Here is a 17,436-nt window from a genome sequence, read left to right as displayed (position 1 = left end):
GATTGGCTAGGGACGGGCTTCGGACGGCATTGTTTTGCCGGTTCACGGGCGGTATTCGGGCTTCATGCCGTTGGGCAGGAGCTGCCAGACGTATCCTGTGGTTTTCTGTTTGCCGGCAAGTTCGCCGGCTTCGTCGCCGTAACCCCAAAAATAATCCACGCGCACCGCGCCTTTGATCGCGCTGCCTGTATCCTGCGCCATAATCAGGCGGTTGAGGGCTTTGCGGGTAACCGGATGGGCGGTGGCGACAAATAAGGGCGCGCCCAAGGTAATGTAGTGCCGGTCGATTGCGCCGGCGTATTCCCCCATCAGCGGCGTGCCCAGTGCGCCGACGGGGCCCTCATTGCCGCTTCCGGCAAGCTCGCGGAAAAAGATATAGCTGGGGTTTTGACCCAAAACTTCGGCGAGTTTGTGCGGGTTTTGCCGCATATATGACTTAATGCCCTGCATGGAGGTTTGCCCGAGCTTGAGGTAGCCTTTGTCCGCCATATAGCGTCCGATGGAAACATACGGATGCTCGTTTTTGTCGGCATAGCCGATGCGGATGTATTTGCCGGACGGGGTTTTCAGACGGCCCGAGCCTTGTATGTGCATGAAAAAAAGTTCGACGGGGTCTTCGGCGTAACCGAGTATCGGGGCTTTGCCGTCAAGCGCGCCGCCGTTGATTTGGTTGCGCGTGTGGTAGGGGAGGAAGCGGCTTCCTTCAAACCTGCCCTTGATTGCCGTTGTGCGCGCGGTAATGGGGAATTGGGAAAGGTCGGCGGTATGCGTGCCGCCGGCATTGTCGATTGTGCCGCTGTTTTTTCCCGTCTGCCTGATGCGGACAAGGGCTTTCCCGCCCCGCAAACCGGCAGGCAGGGGGACGGAGATAAAATCGTCGGGAATGCCGTAAATCGGGAAGCGGGCCCGTTCCGTCCGCCTGCCGTCGCCCTTCAGCACCGGTTCGTAATAGCCGGTAACCGTACCTGCAAGGCTTCCGTTGCCTGCAACCTGCCAAGGCGTGAAATAGCGTTCAAAAAACCGCTTTGCCTGAAAGGAATGGATGGGGGTTTGAAAGGCTTGGGCGCACACATCCTGCCAGCCTTGGCGGTTTTTCAAATTGGCGCAGCCGAGGCGGAAGGATTGCAGGCTTTTGGCAAAATCCTGCGCCGCCCAGTGGGGCATGGACAGGTGCGGCACAACGGTATAGACGGCCCCGCCGCCGGCAACCGTCGTTCCGGCGGGGTCGGGGATGCCGGCCGGCCGGTCCGGGCCGTTGATGACGGATGTGTCGGGTTGCGGAAAGGTTTGGATGCTCCTGCTTTGGCAGGCGGCGAGGATGGCGGCGGCGATGCCGTACAGGGCGGAGCGGAGCAGGTGTTTTTTCATAATGGACAATGTTGTCGTCAGTAATAAAAAAAGATGGTTTCGGGCGGCGTTGCGGTAGCCGGGGAGAGGGGATTTTAACACAGGGCGCAGCCGCAGCCTGCGGAACTTTCCGCCACGCGGCAATGCAGATAAAAATAACTTGCATTTGTATTTGCAAGTAATGAAAATATTCCGATAATATATTATTAATCATCCTTGTTCATTCGCGTTTACGCTGGTCGCTTTTTTAATTATGTTGCGCGAGGGTATCGAAGCCGCGCTCATCGTCGGCATCGTTGCCGGTTTTTTGAAACAGTCCGGACATTCAAAAACTGATGCCTAAGGTCTGGTTCGGGGTCGTCCTTGCTTCTTTGATGTGTTTGGGCATCGGATACGGCATCCATTCGGCAACGGGCGAGATTCCCCGGAAGCAGCAGGAGTTCGTCGTCGGCATTATCGGTTTGGTTGCCGTCGCGATGCTGACTTGTGTGGTTTTATGGATGAAAAAGGCGGCGCGTTCGATGAAGCGGCAGCTTCGGGATTCTGTACAGGCGGCTTTGAACCGTGGCAGCGGTCAAGGATGGGCCTTGGTCGGTATGGCGTTTCTTGCCGTGGCGCGCGAAGGTTTGGAGAGCGTTTTTTTCCTGCTTGCCGTATTCAAACAGAGCCCGACGTGGCAGATGCCGGCCGGCGCGGTAGCGGGGGTTTTGGCTGCCGCCGTGATTGGCGCGTTGATTTATCAGGGCGGGATGCGCCTGAATCTGGCGAAGTTTTTCCGTTGGACGGGGGCGTTTCTGATTATCGTTGCCGCCGGTCTGCTTGCCGGCTCGCTGCGTGCGCTGCATGAGGCAGGCATTTGGAACGCGCTTCAGGACATTGTGTTGGACCCATCAAAATATTTGCACGAAGACAGTCCGTTGGGTGTGCTGCTCGGCGGATTTTTCGGCTATACCGACCATCCGGCGCAGGGCGGGGCCTTGGTTTGGCTGCTGTACCTTATTCCCGTCATGATTTGGTTTTTGCGCGGCAGCAGGCCGTCTGAAACTTTAACCCGTAAAGAGGAATTGAAATGAGAAAATTCAATTTGACCGCATTGTCCGTGATGCTTGCCTTGGGTTTGACCGCGTGCCAGCCGCCGGAGGCGGAGAAAGCCGCGCCGGCCGCGTCCGGTGAGACCCAATCCGCCAACGAAGGCGGTTCGGTCGGTATCGCCGTCAACGACAATGCCTGCGAACCGATGAATCTGACCGTGCCGAGCGGACAGGTTGTGTTCAATATTAAAAACAACAGCGGCCGCAAGCTCGAATGGGAAATCCTGAAGGGCGTGATGGTGGTGGACGAACGCGAAAATATCGCCCCGGGGCTTTCCGACAAAATGACCGTAACCCTGCTGCCGGGCGAATACGAAATGACCTGCGGCCTTTTGACCAATCCGCGCGGCAAGCTGGTGGTAGCCGACAGCGGCTTTAAAGACACCGCCAACGAAGCGGATTTGGAAAAACTGCCCCAACCGCTCGCCGACTATAAAGCCTACGTTCAAGGCGAGGTTAAAGAGCTGGCGGCGAAAACCAAAACCTTTACCGAAGCCGTCAAAGCAGGCGACATTGAAAAGGCGAAATCCCTGTTTGCCGCCACCCGCGTCCATTACGAACGCATCGAACCGATTGCCGAGCTTTTCAGCGAACTCGACCCCGTCATCGATGCGCGTGAAGACGACTTCAAAGACGGCGCGAAAGATGCCGGATTTACCGGCTTCCACCGTATCGAACACGCCCTTTGGGTGGAAAAAGACGTATCCGGCGTGAAGGAAACCGCGGCCAAACTGATGACCGATGTCGAAGCCCTGCAAAAAGAAATCGACGCATTGGCGTTCCCTCCGGGCAAGGTGGTCGGCGGCGCGTCCGAACTGATTGAAGAAGCGGCGGGCAGTAAAATCAGCGGCGAAGAAGACCGTTACAGCCACACCGATTTGAGCGACTTCCAAGCTAATGCGGACGGATCTAAAAAAATCGTCGATTTGTTCCGTCCGTTGATTGAGGCCAAAAACAAAGCCTTGTTGGAAAAAACCGATACCAACTTCAAACAGGTCAACGAAATTCTGGCGAAATACCGCACCAAAGACGGTTTTGAAACCTACGACAAGCTGAGCGAAGCCGACCGCAAAGCATTACAGGCTCCTATTAACGCGCTTGCCGAAGACCTTGCCCAACTTCGCGGCATACTCGGCTTGAAATAAGCCGCAAGCGTTCAGACGGTATTTGGCGGCAGATACCGTCTGAAGTTTTATAGCGGATTAACAAAAACCGGTACGGCGTTGCCCCGCCCCGGCTCAAAGGGAACGGTTCCCTAAGGCGCCCAAGCACCGGGCGGATCGGTTCCGTACCATTTGTACTGCCTGCGGCCCGCCGCCTTGTCCTGATTTTTGTTAATCCGCTATATCCGCCATATGTTGCAGGGCGGGCTTTCAGACCGCCGCTATCGGTTAATGGAAAAACGGCGTGCAGGGATGCCCACCCTGCTGCACGGATATTGAAGGAAACGCCATGAGTCAAAACCAACCCGCACAACCGACCAAACGCAATCTGTTCAAAACCGCCCTTGCCGTCGGCGCAATCGGCGCAATCGGAGGTTATTTCGGCGGCAAAAAACAGGGCGAAACCGCCGAACGCACCGCCGAAAGCCAACACTCGCCCCAAGCCTATCCCTGCTACGGCGAACATCAGGCAGGTATCGTTACGCCGCGGCAGGCGTTTTCCATTATGTGCGCCTTCGACGTAACCGCGCAAAGTGCCAAGCAGCTGGAAAACCTGTTCCGCACACTGACCGCCCGCATCGAGTTTCTCACCCAAGGCGGAGAATACCAAGACGGCGACGACAAACTCCCGTCAGCCGGCAGCGGCATTTTGGGCAAAGCCTTCAACCCCGACGGATTGACCGTTACCGTGGGGGTGGGCAGCAGCCTGTTTGACGGCCGGTTCGGACTCAAAGACAAAAAAACGGTTCATTTGCAGGAAATGCGCGACTTCCCCAACGATAAGCTGCAAAAAAGCTGGTGCGACGGCGATTTGAGCCTGCAAATCTGCGCCTTCACCCCCGAAACCTGCCAAGCCGCCCTGCGCGACATCATCAAACACACCGCCCAAACCGCCGTCATCCGCTGGAGTATCGACGGGTGGCAGCCTAAATCCGAACCCGGCGCGATGGCGGCGCGCAACCTGTTGGGCTTCCGAGACGGCACGGGCAACCCCAAGGTTTCCGATCCCAAAACCGCCGACGAGGTTTTATGGACGGGCGTGGCCGCCAACAGCCTCGACGAACCGGAGTGGGCGAAAAACGGCAGCTATCAGGCAGTCCGCCTTATCCGCCGCTTTGTCGAGTTTTGGGGCAGGACGCCGCTTCAAGAGCAAACCGACATTTTCGGGCGGCGAAAATACAGCGGGGCGCCGATGGACGGCAAAAAAGAAGCCGACCAACCGGATTTCGCCAAAGACCCCGAGGGTAATACCACGCCCAAAGACAGCCATATGCGCCTGGCGAATCCGCGCGATCCCGAATTCCTCAAAAAACACCGCCTCTTCCGCCGCGCCTACAACTATTCTCGCGGACCCGCCTCAAGCGGACAGCTTGATGTCGGGCTGGTGTTCGTCTGCTATCAGGCAAATCTTGCCGACGGTTTCATCTTCGTGCAAAACCTCCTCAACGGCGAACCGCTGGAAGAATACATCAGCCCCTTCGGCGGCGGCTATTTCTTCGTCTTGCCCGGCGTGGGAAAAGGCGGATTCTTGGGACAAGGGCTGCCGGGCGTATAAACCTGCCTGACGGACAAATGCCGTCCGAACCTTGCCAAACGGGTTCGGACGGGATTTTACTGTTTGGACGGTCAGGCTTTTTTGACGAATTCGGATTTTAAATTCATCGCGCTGCCGTCGATTTTGCAGCCGATGTTGTGATCGCCTTCCTGCAGGCGTATGCCTTTGACCTTCGTACCTTGTTTGATCGTCATCGAACTGCCTTTTACCTTGAGGTCTTTGATGAGGATGACGGTGTCGCCGTTTTGCAGCGCCGCGCCGTTGGCATCGCGCACTTGAGCCGCAAGGTCGGCGGCGGATTCGGTTTCATTCCATTCGTGGGCGCATTCGGGGCAGATGTATTGTCCGCCGTCTTCATAGGTGTATTCGGAGGCGCATTGCGGGCAAGGGGGTAATGACATGGTTTGCCGTCCTTATCGGATGTTTGTTTTGGGATGCCGTCTGAAACCTGAAACCGGCTTCAGACGGCACGGCTTTATTGTTTGTCTTTTTCCGGCCTTACCCAGCCTTCGATGACGGTTTGGCGGGCGCGGGCGAGGGCGAGTTTGTTGTCTTCGATATTGCGGGTAATCGCGCTGCCTGCGCCTGTGGTTACTTTGTTGCCCAGTGTTACAGGGGCAACCAGTACGCAGTTCGAACCGATGCGCACTTCGTCGCCGATGACGGTTTTGTGTTTGTGCACGCCGTCGTAGTTGGCAATAATCGTGCCCGCGCCGAAGTTGGTTTTGCTGCCGACTTCGGCATCGCCTATGTAGGTGAGGTGGTTGGCTTTGGTGCCTTTGCCGATGGCGGCGTTTTTGATTTCGACGAAGTTGCCGACGTGTACATTGTCAGCCAGTTTGGCTTGCGGACGCAAACGGGCGTACGGGCCGATTCGGTTGTTTTCGCCGACTTCGCAGCCTTCGAGGTGGGAGAAGGGGGCGATTTTGCTGTTTGCGCCGATTTTGGCGTTTTTGATGACGCAGTTTGCGCCGATTTCGACGTTGTCGCCGAGTTCGACTTCACCTTCGATGACGACGTTGACGTCAATCACGACATCCTGTCCGTGTTTCAGACGGCCCCGCAAATCGAAACGCGCCGGATCGCGCAGGGTCACGCCTGCTTTGAGCAATTCTTGCGCCTGTTCGGTTTGGAAGATGCGTTCGAGTTCGGCGAGCTGGCGTTTATTGTTCACGCCGGCGGCGAGGTGGGAGGCGCGCACTCGGACGGGGCGGACTTTGATGCCGTCGGCAACGGCTTTGGCGATGAGGTCGGTTAAATAATATTCGCCTTGGGCATTGTTGCTGGAAAGGCTGTTCAGCCAGTTTTCCAGTTTGGCGTTGGGCAGGACGAGGATGCCTGTGTTGATTTCGCGGATGGTTTTTTGGGTGGCACTTGCGTCTTTTTCTTCGACAATGGCGGTTACGCTGCCGCTGCCGTCGCGGATGATGCGCCCCAAGCCTGTCGGGTCGGCGGGCACGTCGGTCAACAGCCCGACTTCGTTGCCTGCGGCTTCGAGCAGGGTTTCGAGGGTTTCAACGTCAATTAAAGGAACGTCGCCGTACAACACCAGCGTGCGGCCTTCGGAGGCAAGGTGGGGCAGGGCGGTTTTGACGGCGTGGCCGGTGCCGAGTTGTTCGGTTTGTTCGACCCAGACGGCATCGCGTTTGACAGTGTCTAAAACTTGCTCTTTGCCGTGTCCGACGACGACGCAGATGTTTTGCGGATTCAGCGCGGCGGCGGTGTCGATAACGCGCTCGACCATGGGCTTGCCGCCGATGCAGTGCAGCACTTTGGGCATTTGGGAATACATGCGCGTGCCTTTGCCGGCGGAGAGGATGACGGTGTTTAAAGTGTTTTGCGGCATAGCGTTTTCCTGTGCCATGCCGTCTGAAGCGGTTTCAGACGGCATAGGGTAGGTTTATCGGTTTTGAAACTTTGGTTTTTGCCAGTGTTGGCGATGCTCTTCGTCGGCGTTGTTGCCGGTTTGGTCGGGCAGCACGGCGCGGCGTTCGGGACGGTATTGGTTGTAGTTCATATTTTTCGAGTAGCTGCCGTCTTGGTAATAAACGGGCGTGCCGGCGGGATATTTTTGACGGACGGCGGTTTTGCCGTTGCCGTCTTGATAAGTTTCCCACGCGCAGCCCGACAAAAGGGCGGCGGAGACGGTCAGGATAAGGAAGGTTTTACGCATAGCATTCTTTCGTATTTTCGGGGGGGGGGTGCGGGTATTGTAATGATTTTGGCGGCGTTCTGACAAAGTTTCTGCATACCGTGCCAGTTGCGCCATATCGCTTACGGAGGCATCGATAAAGGGCGGCGTGTGGGATTTTGCACCGAACCGGACGGTTTTCATGCCCAATGCTTTTGCCTGATGGAGGTTGTCCGCGCTGTCGTCCACCATAATGCAGCATTCGGGCGGTACGTCCAACAGGCGGCAGACATTGAGATACGCTTGCGGATTGGGTTTGTACAGCAGTCCGAAATCATCCGTGCCGAACAGTGCGTCGAAACAGTTTTCCAAACCGAGTGCGCCGGCAACGGCACGGACGTAAAACGACGGGCCGTTGGAAAAAACCGCCTTGCGCCCGTTCAGACGGCATAGGGTGTTTTCCGTATCCGCCATGCCGTGCAGCCTGGTCAGGATTGCATCGATCGGATGGCTTTCGCGTAAAAATTCCGCAATGTCGATTTCGGGATGGTGGATTTGCAGTCCGGCGAGCGTTGCGCCGTAACGGTGCCAATAGTCTTGACGCAGGTCGGACGCGGCGGATTCGGAGAGTTTGAGGCGGCGTGCCATATAGCGCGTCATAGCGCGGTTGATGAGGTGGAAGATGCCTGCGTCGGCATCGTGCAGCGTGTTGTCGAGGTCGAACAGCCACACGGTCGGGTTTTCTTGCATTTTGAACCGTGAAAATTTGTTAGAATGTTATTTTACAGCGAATAAAGGAAGACTCGGAATGAAACGGAAAATTTGGCTGCTGCCGCTGCTGGCGGTTTCGGCATACCTGCAGGCGCAGACGGAAGTCAGGCTGGCGGTGCATAAGTCGTTCAGCCTGCCCAAAGGGCTGATTGCGCGCTTCGAGCGGGCAAACGATGCGAAAGTGTCGATTATTCAGGCGGGCGGCGCGAACGAAATGCTCAACAAACTGATTTTGAGCCGAGCCAACCCGATTGCCGACGCGGTGTACGGTTTGGACAACGCCAATATCGGCAAGGCGCGGGAAATGGGCATTTTGGCGGCGGCGCAACCCGAATCCGCCCCCGTCGCGGTCGGGCTGCCTTCGGCTTTGGCGGTCGATTACGGCTATGTGTCCGTCAATTACGACAAAAAATGGTTTGAAGGCAAAAAGCTGCCCCTGCCGCAAACCCTGCAGGATTTGACCCGCCCCGAATATAAAAACCTATTGGTCGTGCCGTCCCCCGCCACATCTTCCCCCGGCTTGGGCTTCCTGATGGCGAACATCGGCGGTCTGGGCGAAGAAGGCGCGTTTAAATGGTGGGCACAGATGCGGCAGAACGGCGTGAAGGTCGCCAAAGGCTGGAGCGAGGCGTATTACACCGACTTTTCGCACAACGGCGGCGCGTATCCGCTGGTGGTCGGTTATGCCGCCAGCCCTGCGGCGGAAGTATATTTTTCCAAAGGCAAATACAGCGAGCCGCCGACGGGCAACCTGTTTTTAAAAGGCGGCGTATTCCGTCAGGTCGAAGGCGCGGCGGTCTTGAAGGGCGCGAAACAGCCGAAGCTGGCGGCAAAACTGGTGCAATGGCTGCAAAGTCCGGAAGTGCAGCAGGCGGTTCCGTCTGAAATGTGGGTTTACCCCGCCGTCAAAAACACGCGCCTGCCCGACGTGTTCCGCTTCGCCCAAGCCCCGGCGCACACTACCGCCCCCGCGCAGCGCGATATTGATGCGAACCAGCGCGGATGGGTTTCCCGTTGGATCAGGACGGTTTTGAAATAAAACAAACATACCGCCCCGCAGGGCTTCAGACGGCATTTTTACACCTGTGCCGATTACGCCGCACGGGGCGGATGTTCGATCGAGAGGAAAACAATGGACTTCAAACAATTTGATTTTTTACACCTGATCAGTGTTTCCGGTTGGGGGCATCTGGCTGAAAAGGCGTGGGCGTTCGGGCTGAACCTTGCCGCCGCGCTGCTTATTTTCTTGGTCGGGAAATGGGCGGCGAAACGCATTGTCGCCGTGATGAGGGCGGCGATGACGCGCGCGCAGGTCGATGCCACGCTGATTAGTTTTTTGTGTAATGTTGCCAATATCGGCTTATTGATTTTGGTGATTATTGCCGCATTGGGACGGTTGGGCGTTTCCACAACATCCGTAACCGCCTTAATCGGCGGCGCGGGTTTGGCGGTGGCGTTGTCCTTAAAAGACCAGCTGTCCAATTTTGCCGCCGGCGCGCTGATTATCCTGTTCCGCCCGTTCAAAGTCGGCGACTTTATCCGTGTCGGCGGTTTTGAAGGATATGTCCGGGAAATCAAAATGGTGCAGACTTCTTTGCGGACGACCGACAACGAAGAAGTCGTGCTGCCCAACAGCGTGGTGATGGGCAACAGCATCGTCAACCGTTCCAGCCTGCCGCTTTGCCGCGCCCAAGTGATAGTCGGCGTCGATTACAACTGCGATTTGAAAGTGGCGAAAGAGGCGGTGTTGAAAGCCGCCGCCGAACACCCCTTGAGCGTTCAAAACGAAGAGCGGCAGCCCGCCGCCTACATCACCGCCTTGGGCGACAATGCCATCGAAATCACATTATGGGCTTGGGCAAACGAAGCAGACCGCTGGACGCTGCAATGCGACTTGAACGAACAAGTGGTCGAAAACCTCCGCAAAGTCAATATCAACATCCCGTTCCCGCAACGCGACATACACATCATCAATTCTTAAACGCCGTCTGAAAGGGGGGGTGGGAAATGGACGCGTTGCACACCATCGCCCGAAACCTGACGAAAAAACGTCAAACCGTAAGCTGTGCCGAATCCTGCACGGGCGGAATGCTTGCCGCCGCATTCACAAGCGTTGCAGGCAGTTCGCAATGGTTCGACCAGAGTTTTGTAACATACAGCAACAAAGCCAAAGAATACCGCTTGGGCGTGTTGCCCGAAACCCTGCTCGAACACGGCGCGGTCAGCCGCCAAACCGTCTATGAGATGGCGCGCGGCGCGAAAGCCGTGGCTCAGGCGGATTACGCCGTCGGTATTTCCGGCATCGCCGGCCCGGGCGGCGGCGAAAGCAAACCCGTCGGCACGGTTTGGTTCGGGTTTGCCTTTCCGGGCGGAAGTTGCGAAGCAATGCGCCGTTTTGACGGCAACCGCGAATCCGTCCGCGCGCAGGCGGTCGCCTTCGCGTTGGAACGGTTGGCCGGGCTGGTTGAAAACGGCGGCGATGCTGTCTGAACAAATCCCCGCCGGATAAAAAATGCCGTCTGAAACGTTGCAGGTTTCAGACGGCATTTTGCCGGGTTAGGCGGCGGTGCGGCTTATTTCACTTTGCCCTTCAACGCGCCGTAGCCTGCCGCGTCCATTTGTTCCAGCGGGATGAATTTCAAGCTCGCGCCGTTGATGCAGTAGCGCAGTCCGCCTTTGTCGCGGGGGCCGTCGGGGAAGACGTGTCCCAAGTGCGAATCGGCGGCGCGGCTTCTGACTTCGGTGCGGCGCATATTGAAGCTGAAATCATCGTGTTCGGTAACGGATTTTGCATCAATCGGGCGCGTGAAGCTCGGCCAGCCGCAGCCGGAATCATATTTGTCGGCGGAGCTGAACAGGGGTTCGCCGCTGACAACGTCCACATAAATGCCGGGTTTGAACAAATGGTCGTATTCGTGGCTGAAGGCGTATTCGGTCGCGCTGTTTTGGGTCACTTGGTATTGCTCTTCGGTCAGGGTGCGTTTGAGTTCGGCGTCACTCGGTTTTTTATACGTTGCCGCGTCGAAGCCTTTGCCTTGCGGTGCGGCTTTGGTTTTGCCCGGCAGCGGTTCGTCGGCTTTGCGGATGTCGATGTGGCAGTAGCCGTTGGGGTTTTTAATCAGGTAGTCCTGATGGTATTCCTCGGCGTCGTAGAAGTTTTTCAGCGGTTCGTTTTCAACAACGAGGGGCAGTTGGTATTTTTGCTGCTCGCGTTTGAGGGCGGCGGCGATGACGGCTTTTTCGGCGGGGTCGGTGTAGTACACGCCGCTGCGGTATTGCGTGCCGGTGTCGTTACCCTGTTTGTTGAGGCTGGTCGGATCAACGACGCGGAAATAATATTGCAGGATGTCGTCCAGGCTGAGTTTGTCGGCATCGTAGGTCACTTTGACGGTCTCGGCATGACCCGTATGGCGGTAGGACACGTCTTCGTAGCTCGGGTTTTCCGTGTTGCCGTTGGCGTAGCCGGATACCGCGTCAACCACGCCGTCGATGCGTTGGAAATAGGCTTCCAAGCCCCAGAAGCAGCCGCCGGCGAGGTAGATGGTGCGCGTGTTCATGATTGCTGAATCCTTTTTCTGAGTGTCGGGTTTGTAGAACGAATGTTTCAAACTGCCCAAATCGGCATTCGGGTTGCGGATTAACGCCAATGCCTGCGCTTCGTTGATGCTGCCTTTGACGATGCGCTGCACGTCGCCGTCTTTACCGATTAACGCCCAAGAAGGATAAACGCTGATATTCAGGTTTTGGGCGATCGTGCCGCCGTTGTCGGTAACGACGGGCAGCTTGGGGTAGTTCAAACCGGCATACCATTTTTGAAACTCGCCGTCTTTTTTCTCGTGCAAAAAGCCGGGGGAGGCGACGGTAATCAGGTTGGCGGAGCTGAATTTTGCATCTTGCGCCCATTTCTCGGCCTGTCCCAATTCGGACAAACATAAAGGACACCAGCTCGCCCAAAATTTAATCAGCGTCGGTTTGTCTTTTTTCAAATAAACACTGGCGGGGCGGTTGTCCGCGGTTTTTAACGTGGATAAAGTGTGCGGCACGGTCGCGGCCCCGGCATCGACGATTTTGGGCGAACAAGCGCCCAGCGCAAGCAGGCAGCCGAACTTGGCGCAAAGGGAAAAGAAAGTACGGTGTTTCATTTTGATGTTTCCTGTGTGGACGGTTTGCATGATTAGACGTTTGAGATGCCGAAACCTTACGGCCCGGATTTTCAGACAACCTTGCCGCGCAAAATACGCTACAATACGCCCTATTTCAAGTTTCTAAAATTAAAAGGAAAATTCAATGTTCAGCTTCTTCCGTCGCAAGAAAAAACAGGAAACGCCGGCTCTCGAGGAGGCCCAAGTTCAGGAAACCGCAGCAAAAGTAGAATCTGAAGTTGCTCAAATAGTTGGAAATATTAAAGAAGATGTCGAATCTTTAGCAGAAAGCGTCAAAGGGCGGGCCGAATCTGCCGTTGAAACCGTCAGCGGTGCGGTTGAACAGGTAAAGGAAACCGTTGCCGAGATGCCGTCTGAAGCAGGGGAAGCGGCGGAACGCGTTGAATCCGCAAAAGAAGCTGTTGCCGAAACCGTCGGCGAGGCTGTCGGGCAAGTTCAAGAAGCCGTTGCGACAACTGAAGAACACAAGCTCGGTTGGGCTGCGCGTTTGAAACAAGGCTTGGCCAAATCACGCGACAAAATGGCGAAATCGCTGGCCGGCGTGTTCGGCGGCGGACAAATCGGCGAGGATTTGTACGAAGAGCTGGAAACCGTGCTGATTACCGGCGATATGGGCATGGAGGCCACCGAATACCTGATGAAAGACGTGCGCGGCCGCGTCAGCCTCAAAGGGCTGAAAGACGGCAACGAATTGCGCGGCGCGTTGAAAGAAGCCTTGTACGACCTGATTAAGCCGTTGGAAAAACCGCTGGTCTTGCCCGAAACTAAAGAGCCTTTCGTGATTATGCTTGCCGGTATCAACGGCGCGGGCAAAACCACGTCTATCGGCAAACTCGCCAAATATTTCCAAGCGCAGGGCAAATCCGTATTGCTGGCGGCGGGCGATACCTTCCGCGCCGCCGCCCGTGAGCAGCTTCAGGCTTGGGGCGGGCGCAACAATGTAACCGTCATTTCACAAACCACGGGCGATTCCGCCGCCGTGTGCTTCGATGCCGTCCAAGCCGCCAAAGCGCGCGGGATCGACATCGTGCTTGCCGACACCGCCGGCCGCCTGCCCACGCAGCTTCATTTGATGGAAGAAATCAAAAAAGTGAAGCGCGTGCTGCAAAAAGCCATTCCCGGCGCGCCGCACGAAATTATCGTCGTACTCGATGCCAATATCGGGCAAAACGCCGTCAACCAAGTCAAAGCCTTTGACGACGCATTGGGGCTGACGGGGCTTATCGTTACCAAACTCGACGGCACGGCAAAAGGCGGCATCCTCGCCGCGCTTGCTTCCGACCGCCCCGTCCCCGTCCGCTACATCGGCGTGGGCGAAGGCATAGACGACCTGCGCCCGTTTGACGCGCGCGCGTTTGTGGACGCACTGCTGGATTGAGCCGAAATGCCGTCCGAAAACGGCAGACCGAACCGTCATTCCCACGGAAGTGGGAATCTAGGACGCGGGGTTTCAGTTATTTCCGATAGATTCCCGCCGCGTCAGGGGTCCGGATTTCCGCCTGCGCGGGAATGACGGGTTTCGAGATTACGGTGTTGTCGGGAATGACGGTTCGGGTATTTTACTGCGCCCGCCCCGCGCCTGTAAACGGCGGGCGATTAAAAATGCCGTCTGAAGGTTCAGACGGCATCGGTATCGGGGAATCAGAAGCGGTAGCGCACGCCCAACGAGGCTTCGTGGGTTTTGAAGCGGGTGTTTTCCAGGCGTCCCCAATAGTGGTAGCGGTAGCCGGCGTCCAAGGTCAGGCCGGGCGCGACGTCTATGCCCACGCCCGCCATCGCGCCGAAGCCCAAGCGGCGGCTGCTGCGGTTTTCGTGATAGGCAGGTTTGGGGGGCATTTCTGATGGAACAGAAGTTTTCGCACTACCGTCGCTTGGGTAAGTGGTAACAGCAATGGTTTCTTGTTGAACCGAACGAACCTGATGTCTGACGTGTCCGTAGGCGACGCGCATGCCGATATAGGGTTTGAAGCGGGAACCGGTATCGAAATCGTAAATGGTTGACAAGCCGAGAGAAGAAACGGCGTGGAATGTGCCGTTTTCCTGATGTTCCGTCTTTCGGGTTTGTATGTTAAGATGGCCTCTGCTGCCAGAAGAGGTCTTATCGTTTCTTCCCAACTCTTTTATGTTCACGGAATATTTATTGTCGTTCCATTTTCTGTAACGGGCATAATCTGCCGCTATCCTCCAGCCGCCGAAGTCGTAGCCGACCGACACCCTGGGGTGGACGGAATGCGTACGGATGTTTCTGAAATAATCGCTTACCGTGCTTATTTTGCCTTTTTTTTGAGCGGTTGGTTCCGGATAATCGTGGGTAATGCGTTCGGCGGCATAGGCTAAATCCGCCTGCACATACGGGCCGCGGCCGCCGTCTTCACTTGCCGCCTGCGCTGCGGAAGGGAAGAGAAGAGAAGAGAAGGGAAGAGAAGAGAAGGTTTTTTGCGGGCTGGATTCATTTTCGGCTCCTTATTCGGTTTAACCGGTTAAAAAAAGATTTTCACTGATGTTGAAGGGCGGATTATATCGGGTTCCGGGCGGTGTTTCAACACAATATGGCGGATGAACAAAAACCGGTACGGGTTGCCCCGCCCCGGCTCAAAGGGAACGGTTCCCTAAGGCGCCCAAGCACCGGGCGGATCGGTTCCGTACCATTTGTACTGCCTGCGGCCCGCCGCCTTGTCCTGATTTTTGTTAATCCGCTATAAAGACCGTCGGGCATCTGCAGCCGTCATTCCCGCGCGGGCGGGAGTCCGGACCGCTTGTTCGGCAAATGAGGGGGCGGATTGCGCGCCTGTCAGATAAAAACCGTGTTTAAACGGGTGGCAATGAGGCACATGCAGGGCCTTGAAGCGCAATCGATATATTATTTCCACCGGAACGGACGACCCCGCCCGCCTTGCAAACCCTTAAAAGACAAGCCGCCCGGGTTGATCCGGGCGGCCGTGGGAAATCACTTACCGTTTGATTTATTTGAAATTTAAGGCCTAATTTGCCTCAGCTGGCATCAAAGTTATCGCGGCAGGTTGACGGCAGGTGCTTGGTGTCGATGTTGGTGGTGTCTTTGCCGGCGGCGTCGGCGTCGGCGTCGGCTTTGGCGCGCGTAACCGGCTGTCCGCAGAACCATTTTACCGAACCGTTTTCACGCCTGCCCCACAGGGAGAGTCTTTTGCCTTTGATTTCTTTGTTTACGCCGGTTGAATTCATTGTGGCGGTAACGACGCCGTTTGCGACTTTAACTTCCTTAACATATTTGCCTTTGATGTCGGTGGCGGAGGATGCCACGCCGGCAGCGCCGTTGTCGGCGGGCCATTTGCCGTTATTCAGGTAATACTCGGTAACGGCTGATTTTTGACCTTCGGCCAAAAGGATGGCTTCGGAAACTTGCGCGCGGGCGGGAATCCGGGTCTGTCGGCACGGAAACTTATCGGGAAAACGGTTTCTTTAGATTTTACGTCCTAGATTCCCGCTTTCGCGGGAATGACGGGATTAAAGTTTCAAAATTTATTCTAAATAACTGAAATTCAACGAACTGGATTCCCGCTTTTGCGGGAATGACGAATTTTAGGTTTCTGTTTTTGGTTTTCTGTCCTTGTAGGAATGATGAAATTTTAAGTTTTAGGAATTTATCGGGAGCAACGGAAACCGCTCCGCCGTCATTCCCGCGCGGGCGGGAGTCCGGACCGCTTGTTCGGCAAATGAGGGGGCGGATTGCGCGCCTGTCAGATAAAAACCGTGTTTAAACGGGTGGCAATGAGGTACATGCAGGGCCTTGAAGCGCAATCGATATATTATTTCCACCGGAACGGACGACCCCGCCCGCCTTGCAAACCCTTAAAAGACAAGCCGCCCGGGTTGATCCGGGCGGCCGTGGAAAATCACTTACCGCTTGATTTATTTGAAATTTAAGGCCTAATTTGCCTTATTTGGCAGATGACGTATCACGGCAGGTTGACGGCAGGTGCTTGGTGTCGATTTCTTTGCCGTCTTTGGCGTCGGCAACGGTGACGTCGTCGGCTTTGCCGGCGTTGTCGGCGCGCTTAACCGGCTGTCCGCAGAACCATTTTACCGAACCGTTTTCACGCTTGGCCCACAGGGAGAGTCTTTTGCCTTGGATTTCTTTGTTTACGCCGCTTGAATTCATTGTGGCGGTGACGACGCCGTTTGCGACCGTAACGCTTTGAACATATTTGCCTTTGATGTCGGAGGCGGAGGATGCCACGCCGGCAGAAGCGTTGTTTTTCGGCCATTCGCCGTGATTCGGGTAATACTCGGTAACGGCTGATTTTTTTGGCGGTGTTTAAATTTCCGGCGGGCAAACCTAACCGGCCGTGCAAATGTATTTTATTCAATAATCCCGGCTTTCATGCAAACAGAAGCAAGCGGCTAATAAATGGAATTAACCGAGAATTCAAACGCGGCCATTTATTCCTGCGCAGACATTTGTCCGAACGGAAACCGATATACCGTCATTCCCGCGTAGGCGGGAATCCAGGTCTGTCAGTGCGGAAACTTATCGGGTAAAACGGTTTCTTTAGATTTTGCGTTCCGGATTCCCACTTTTGTGGGAATGACGGGACGCAGGTTTCCGTGCCGACGGGTCTAGATTCCCGCCTGTGCGGGAATGACGGTTCAGTTGTATAGGGTCGGATTGTCGAAAGGGGCGGATTCGATGGATTCAATGAAAACGGTAGAAATGTTGGATTGATGGAAATGGTAGGCTTCAGCCCACCGCTTGTATATCGGAACTTCCGTATCATAGCGACAAACCGCCCGGCCGCCACCCGCGCCCGCCCAAGGCAGACAACCGTTGCGCGGCTCAGGGAGCGGCAGGGCAACCCATCGGCACAACCGGACAGTTGCCGGACAACACAACCGAATGCAAGGCAGGTTGATGATGAGTACCCGATACCATTACGCAGGTATAGCGGATTAACAAAAACCGGTACGGCGTTGCCCCGCCCCGGCTCAAAGGGAACGGTTCCCTAAGGCGCCCAAGCACCGGGCGGATCGGTTCCGTACCATTCGTACTGCCTGCGGCCCGCCGCCTTGTCCTGATTTTTGTTAATCCGCCATACAAGGGTAAGCCGTATAAGGTTGCCGTTACGGCATGTATGCGCAAACTGCCGACGATATTGAATGCCCGGATGCGTGATTATTTTGCCGCAAACGATACCGCCGAAAACGGTATTCGGACGGCTTGATTTGAGTTTTGGTATTT

12 protein-coding genes and 5 pseudogenes are annotated in these 17,436 nt (G+C 56.0%); 8 read left to right on the top strand and 9 right to left on the bottom strand.

Annotated elements, in window-relative coordinates; genetic code table 11:
* Window positions 1-42: 42 nt before the first annotated feature.
* On the bottom strand, window positions 43-1,368 hold the full coding sequence (gene mltA / locus HT085_RS09130; RefSeq protein WP_003686988.1) for a murein transglycosylase A: 1,326 nt from the start codon (window positions 1,366-1,368) through the stop codon (window positions 43-45).
* A 232-nt stretch (window positions 1,369-1,600) separates the two neighbouring features.
* Here mltA and efeU point away from each other — a divergent pair.
* The 3 genes and pseudogenes from efeU to efeB all read left to right on the top strand — a co-directional run bounded on the left by efeU (window position 1,601) and on the right by efeB (window position 5,156).
* Window positions 1,601-2,420 (top strand): annotated as a pseudogene (gene efeU / locus HT085_RS09125) (iron uptake transporter permease EfeU).
* Entirely contained in the window at window positions 2,417-3,583 is a 1,167-nt protein-coding gene (gene efeO / locus HT085_RS09120; protein ID WP_003691957.1) for an iron uptake system protein EfeO, read from the top strand. Before efeU ends, efeO begins: the two are co-directional and overlap by 4 nt.
* Window positions 3,584-3,890: 307 nt before the next feature.
* Entirely contained in the window at window positions 3,891-5,156 is a 1,266-nt protein-coding gene (efeB, locus tag HT085_RS09115; protein WP_003691953.1) for an iron uptake transporter deferrochelatase/peroxidase subunit, read from the top strand.
* A 71-nt stretch (window positions 5,157-5,227) separates the two neighbouring features.
* Here the strand turns inward: efeB and HT085_RS09110 are convergent, their stop codons facing one another.
* The 4 genes and pseudogenes from HT085_RS09110 to HT085_RS09100 all read right to left on the bottom strand — a co-directional run bounded on the left by HT085_RS09110 (window position 5,228) and on the right by HT085_RS09100 (window position 8,037).
* Complete coding sequence (locus tag HT085_RS09110; RefSeq protein ID WP_003686995.1) at window positions 5,228-5,557, bottom strand: zinc ribbon domain-containing protein YjdM; 330 nt, start codon at window positions 5,555-5,557, stop codon at window positions 5,228-5,230.
* A gap of 74 nt (window positions 5,558-5,631) precedes the next feature.
* Window positions 5,632-7,002 (bottom strand): bifunctional UDP-N-acetylglucosamine diphosphorylase/glucosamine-1-phosphate N-acetyltransferase GlmU, encoded by a 1,371-nt coding sequence (gene glmU, locus HT085_RS09105; protein ID WP_003691951.1) that lies wholly within the window; start codon window positions 7,000-7,002, stop codon window positions 5,632-5,634.
* 54 nt (window positions 7,003-7,056) lie between these two features.
* Window positions 7,057-7,329, bottom strand: a complete 273-nt coding sequence (locus HT085_RS11950; protein WP_003686997.1) for a hypothetical protein — start codon at window positions 7,327-7,329, stop codon at window positions 7,057-7,059.
* Window positions 7,322-8,037 (bottom strand): annotated as a pseudogene (locus HT085_RS09100) (pyrimidine 5'-nucleotidase). The gene HT085_RS11950 and the pseudogene HT085_RS09100 overlap by 8 nt, the downstream one beginning before the upstream one ends.
* Window positions 8,038-8,095: 58 nt before the next feature.
* On the opposite strand from HT085_RS09100, the gene HT085_RS09095 reads away from it, so the two are divergent.
* The 3 genes from HT085_RS09095 to HT085_RS09085 all read left to right on the top strand — a co-directional run bounded on the left by HT085_RS09095 (window position 8,096) and on the right by HT085_RS09085 (window position 10,548).
* The gene (locus tag HT085_RS09095) at window positions 8,096-9,097 is read left to right on the top strand and encodes a thiamine ABC transporter substrate-binding protein (protein ID WP_003691948.1); all 1,002 of its coding nucleotides are present in this window, start codon (window positions 8,096-8,098) and stop codon (window positions 9,095-9,097) included.
* A 93-nt stretch (window positions 9,098-9,190) separates the two neighbouring features.
* On the top strand, window positions 9,191-10,039 hold the full coding sequence (locus tag HT085_RS09090) for a mechanosensitive ion channel family protein (RefSeq protein WP_003687000.1): 849 nt from the start codon (window positions 9,191-9,193) through the stop codon (window positions 10,037-10,039).
* 26 nt (window positions 10,040-10,065) lie between these two features.
* On the top strand, window positions 10,066-10,548 hold the full coding sequence (locus tag HT085_RS09085; RefSeq protein WP_003694396.1) for a CinA family protein: 483 nt from the start codon (window positions 10,066-10,068) through the stop codon (window positions 10,546-10,548).
* Window positions 10,549-10,631: 83 nt separating this feature from the next.
* Here HT085_RS09085 and msrAB read toward each other — a convergent pair whose 3' ends face one another.
* On the bottom strand, window positions 10,632-12,200 hold the full coding sequence (msrAB, locus tag HT085_RS09080) for a bifunctional peptide-methionine (S)-S-oxide reductase MsrA/peptide-methionine (R)-S-oxide reductase MsrB (RefSeq protein WP_003694393.1): 1,569 nt from the start codon (window positions 12,198-12,200) through the stop codon (window positions 10,632-10,634).
* Window positions 12,201-12,345: 145 nt separating this feature from the next.
* Between msrAB and ftsY the strand changes: the two genes are divergently transcribed.
* Window positions 12,346-13,599: a signal recognition particle-docking protein FtsY gene (gene ftsY, locus HT085_RS09075; RefSeq protein WP_003696286.1), complete on the top strand. Its 1,254-nt coding sequence runs from the start codon at window positions 12,346-12,348 to the stop codon at window positions 13,597-13,599.
* A 263-nt stretch (window positions 13,600-13,862) separates the two neighbouring features.
* Here ftsY and HT085_RS09070 read toward each other — a convergent pair whose 3' ends face one another.
* The 3 genes and pseudogenes from HT085_RS09070 to HT085_RS09060 all read right to left on the bottom strand — a co-directional run.
* Window positions 13,863-14,570: an opacity family porin gene (locus HT085_RS09070; protein WP_172763944.1), complete on the bottom strand. Its 708-nt coding sequence runs from the start codon at window positions 14,568-14,570 to the stop codon at window positions 13,863-13,865.
* A gap of 642 nt (window positions 14,571-15,212) precedes the next feature.
* Window positions 15,213-15,611, bottom strand: a pseudogene (locus HT085_RS09065) (pilin); the annotation flags it as partial.
* A 526-nt stretch (window positions 15,612-16,137) separates the two neighbouring features.
* Window positions 16,138-16,506: pseudogene (locus tag HT085_RS09060) on the bottom strand (pilin); the annotation flags it as partial.
* A gap of 787 nt (window positions 16,507-17,293) precedes the next feature.
* On the opposite strand from HT085_RS09060, the pseudogene HT085_RS09055 reads away from it, so the two are divergent.
* Window positions 17,294-17,419: pseudogene (locus HT085_RS09055) on the top strand (IS110 family transposase); the annotation flags it as partial.
* Between the last annotated feature and the right edge of the window lie 17 nt (window positions 17,420-17,436).

Origin of the sequence: Neisseria gonorrhoeae (genome assembly GCF_013030075.1) — a bacterium.
Classification (GTDB): domain Bacteria; phylum Pseudomonadota; class Gammaproteobacteria; order Burkholderiales; family Neisseriaceae; genus Neisseria; species Neisseria gonorrhoeae.
Note: the sequence above shows the minus strand (reverse complement) of the source record. Positions and strands in the feature narration are given on the sequence as shown.

What these genes read in the sequence shown, in the direction of transcription:
- mltA (WP_003686988.1), bottom strand. Translation starts at nt 1,368, where the DNA reads ATGAAAAAACACCTGCTCCGCTCCGCCCTGTACGGCATCGCCGCCGCC.
- efeO (WP_003691957.1), top strand. Translation starts at nt 2,417, where the DNA reads ATGAGAAAATTCAATTTGACCGCATTGTCCGTGATGCTTGCCTTGGGT.
- efeB (WP_003691953.1), top strand. Translation starts at nt 3,891, where the DNA reads ATGAGTCAAAACCAACCCGCACAACCGACCAAACGCAATCTGTTCAAA.
- HT085_RS09110 (WP_003686995.1), bottom strand. Translation starts at nt 5,557, where the DNA reads ATGTCATTACCCCCTTGCCCGCAATGCGCCTCCGAATACACCTATGAA.
- glmU (WP_003691951.1), bottom strand. Translation starts at nt 7,002, where the DNA reads ATGCCGCAAAACACTTTAAACACCGTCATCCTCTCCGCCGGCAAAGGC.
- HT085_RS11950 (WP_003686997.1), bottom strand. Translation starts at nt 7,329, where the DNA reads ATGCGTAAAACCTTCCTTATCCTGACCGTCTCCGCCGCCCTTTTGTCG.
- HT085_RS09095 (WP_003691948.1), top strand. Translation starts at nt 8,096, where the DNA reads ATGAAACGGAAAATTTGGCTGCTGCCGCTGCTGGCGGTTTCGGCATAC.
- HT085_RS09090 (WP_003687000.1), top strand. Translation starts at nt 9,191, where the DNA reads ATGGACTTCAAACAATTTGATTTTTTACACCTGATCAGTGTTTCCGGT.
- HT085_RS09085 (WP_003694396.1), top strand. Translation starts at nt 10,066, where the DNA reads ATGGACGCGTTGCACACCATCGCCCGAAACCTGACGAAAAAACGTCAA.
- msrAB (WP_003694393.1), bottom strand. Translation starts at nt 12,200, where the DNA reads ATGAAACACCGTACTTTCTTTTCCCTTTGCGCCAAGTTCGGCTGCCTG.
- ftsY (WP_003696286.1), top strand. Translation starts at nt 12,346, where the DNA reads ATGTTCAGCTTCTTCCGTCGCAAGAAAAAACAGGAAACGCCGGCTCTC.